The 1339-nt window shown below is 58.6% G+C and carries 2 protein-coding genes; one reads left to right on the top strand and one right to left on the bottom strand.

Annotated features, from left to right (window positions below; translation table 11 throughout):
• Positions 1-151 precede the first annotated feature (151 nt).
• Positions 152-604, bottom strand: coding sequence for a ferric iron uptake transcriptional regulator (gene fur, locus AC1DWI_RS23385; RefSeq protein WP_457281494.1), 453 nt, complete (start codon positions 602-604; stop codon positions 152-154).
• Positions 605-731: 127 nt separating this feature from the next.
• On the opposite strand from fur, the gene AC1DWI_RS23390 reads away from it, so the two are divergent.
• Positions 732-1307: an outer membrane protein assembly factor BamE gene (locus AC1DWI_RS23390; protein ID WP_477725945.1), complete on the top strand. Its 576-nt coding sequence runs from the start codon at positions 732-734 to the stop codon at positions 1305-1307.
• Positions 1308-1339 lie beyond the last annotated feature (32 nt).

Below are 1339 nucleotides of genomic sequence, written 5' to 3' on the forward strand. Positions count from 1 at the left end.
GCCGTACGCAAGTACGGCTCCGGTCCTCGATGCAACCTCGGGCTGCTCGCTACGGTTTCTTCACACCTTCTGCGCCGCAGTTTTACTTGCTATTGAATCAATAGCTGCTTGCGCTTGTATATAAAGGGCTGCAGGCCATTTCTGCTAAAAATTAAGCGTGATGGTGCCGTACCGGTGCGCCGTTGCGGTTGGGGCACTTGTCTTTGGTGCAGTTAGCGTAGATCGACAGTGAATGATCGGCAATGGTGAAGCCCTTGGCTTTGGCGACGGCATTCTGGCGTTTTTCAATCTCGGCGTCGTAGAACTCCTCGACCTTGCCGCAATCGAGGCAGACCAGGTGGTCGTGGTGCTGGCCTTCGTTGATCTCATAGACCGCTTTACCTGATTCGAAATTGCTGCGGTTCAGCAGTCCGGCCTGCTCGAACTGGGTCAGCACCCGGTAGACCGTGGCCAGGCCAATGTCCGAGCGGTCTTCCAGCAGCACCCGGAACACATCTTCGGCTGTCATGTGGCGCTGTTTGCCCGCCTGGAAGATCTCCAGGATTTTCAGGCGTGGCAGGGTTGCCTTGAGGCCGGTGTTTTTCAGTTCGTCGATGTTGCTCATGGGAAAACTCTCTGGGTGAAACCGCTGTGTAAAGCGGTGGTGCGACCCTTCTGGGCAGGTGCCGGCCGGGGGCCCCCAGCCGCTACAATGAACGATCATATCGCTACACCCCCTCACTATGTCAGCCATGCCTGCAAATCATCGTTACAGCGCCAAAACCGCTTTCCTGCTCCTGGCCTGCACGGTGCTGGCGTCCTGCAGCMGCCTGAGCAACATGAGCAGCAGTTCGATCAACCCGGTCAACTGGGTCACGCCCTACAAGGTGGACGTCATTCAGGGCAATTTTGTCTCCAGGGAGCAAGTTGAGCTGCTTCGCCCCGGCATGACGCGTGAACAGGTCAAGGCCATCATGGGAACGCCTCTGATGGCCAGCCTGTTTCATGGCGACCGCTGGGATTACGTCTTTACGCTGAAGCGCCAGGGCGTGGAGCCCCAGTCGTACAAATACACCGTGTTTTTCAAGGGTGACCAGCTGGAGCGCTTTGAAGGCGACGCCATGCCGAGCGAGACCGAATTCATTGCCAAACTGGGCAACCGACGCAAACTGGGCGATGTGCCCGTGCTGGAAGCCACCGAAGAGCAGCTCACCAAGGYTTCCACAAAGGTCAAAGCCAATCCGGCAGCAGCCACTTCGGCGCCCACCAGTGCGCCAGCGGGCTCTCCGTCTGCCTCCTATCCGCCGCTCGAAAGCCCGAAACAGTGAGCGGGGCCGGCTCAATCCAGGCGACCCAGGCC

This window comes from Polaromonas sp. P3_C2 (assembly GCF_056402675.1).

Coding starts and splice junctions, on each gene's coding strand:
- fur (WP_457281494.1), bottom strand. CDS start 604: ATGAGCAACATCGACGAACTGAAAAACACCGGCCTCAAGGCAACCCTG.